The organism is Kitasatospora sp. NPDC091257, assembly GCF_044757675.1.
GTDB classification, from domain to species: domain Bacteria; phylum Actinomycetota; class Actinomycetes; order Streptomycetales; family Streptomycetaceae; genus Kitasatospora; species Kitasatospora lactacystinica.
Map to the genome: position 1 here is coordinate 1 of NZ_JBIVVI010001787.1, position 1209 is coordinate 1209.

General features: G+C 76.5%; 1 protein-coding gene. It reads left to right on the forward strand.

Translation table 11 applies throughout. The annotated features are described in order from the left end of the window. The coding region (locus ACIQOV_RS42035) for an ROK family protein (protein WP_401056496.1) at nucleotides 1–1209 on the forward strand (1209 nt) is incomplete at both ends.

Here is a 1209-nt window from a genome sequence, read left to right on the forward strand (position 1 = left end):
CCCCCTCGCCGGCACCCCCAGCCTGCTGCGCGCCATCAACGACCGTGCCGCCCTCGAACTCCTGCTGGAGAACGGGCCGCTCTCGCGCACCCGGATCGGCGCCCTCACCGGGCTGTCCAAGCCCACCGCCTCCCAGCTGCTGGCCCGGCTGGAGGCGGCCGGGCTGGTCCTGCCGGTCGGCACCACGGCGGGCGGCCCCGGCCCCAACGCCCGGCTGTACCAGGTGAATCCGGCCGCCGGGTACGTCGCCGGACTGGACGTCACCAACAGCGAGATCCGGGTCGCCGTCGCCGACATCACCGGCACCACGCTGGCCGAGCACACCGTGCCCACCAAGGGCGTCCCGGCCGCCGGGACCGTCCCGGCCGTCGCCGGCGCGGTGGCCGAGGCCGTCCGGGCCGCCGGCCTGCCCGAGGGCGTCCTGCGCACCGCCGCGATCGGGGTCGGCGGCGCCCCCGACCCGGTCACCGGCAAGCTGCGCTACGCCTCCCACCTGCCGGGCTGGCACTCGCCGAGACTGGTCGAGGAGCTGACCGAGGCGATCGGCGCGCCGGTGTCGATCGAGAACGACGTGAACCTGGCCGCCGTCGCCGAGCGGTCCTCGGGTGCCGCGGCCGGCTTCGAGGACTTCGTCCTGCTCTGGGCCGGGGCGGGGGTCGGCGCGGCGATCGTGATCGCCGGGCGGCTGCACCGCGGCTTCACCGGCGGCGCCGGGGAGGTCGGCTACATGCCGCTGCCCGACTCGCCGGTCGAGTGGGACGCCCGCCGCCGCAAGTTCGGCGGGTTCCAGGCCCTGGTCGGCACTCCCGCCGTCCGGGCCCTGGCCCGTGAGCACGGGCTCGGCGCGGCCACCGCGCAGGAGTCCATCGCCAAGGCGCTGGCGCTCCCGGGCGCCGGCGACGCCTTCCTCACCGAGCTGGCCGGGCGGCTCGCCGTCGGACTGGCGGTGATCGTCGCCGTCGTCGACCCCCAACTGGTGGTCCTCTCCGGCGTGGTGCCGAGCGCCGGCGGCGAGCGGCTGCGCGCGCTCGTCGAGGACGAACTGGCGCGGATCTCCATCGCCCGGCCGGAGGTCCGCAGCAGTGCCCTGTCCGGCTCACCGGTCCTGCTCGGCGCCCTGCAACGTGCCTGGAACGCCGGGAGGGATTTGTCCCAGACTCTCCCGAATCGCGGCTCCGCGCCGCTCCGGTGGTCAGGACGGGCTAGCGG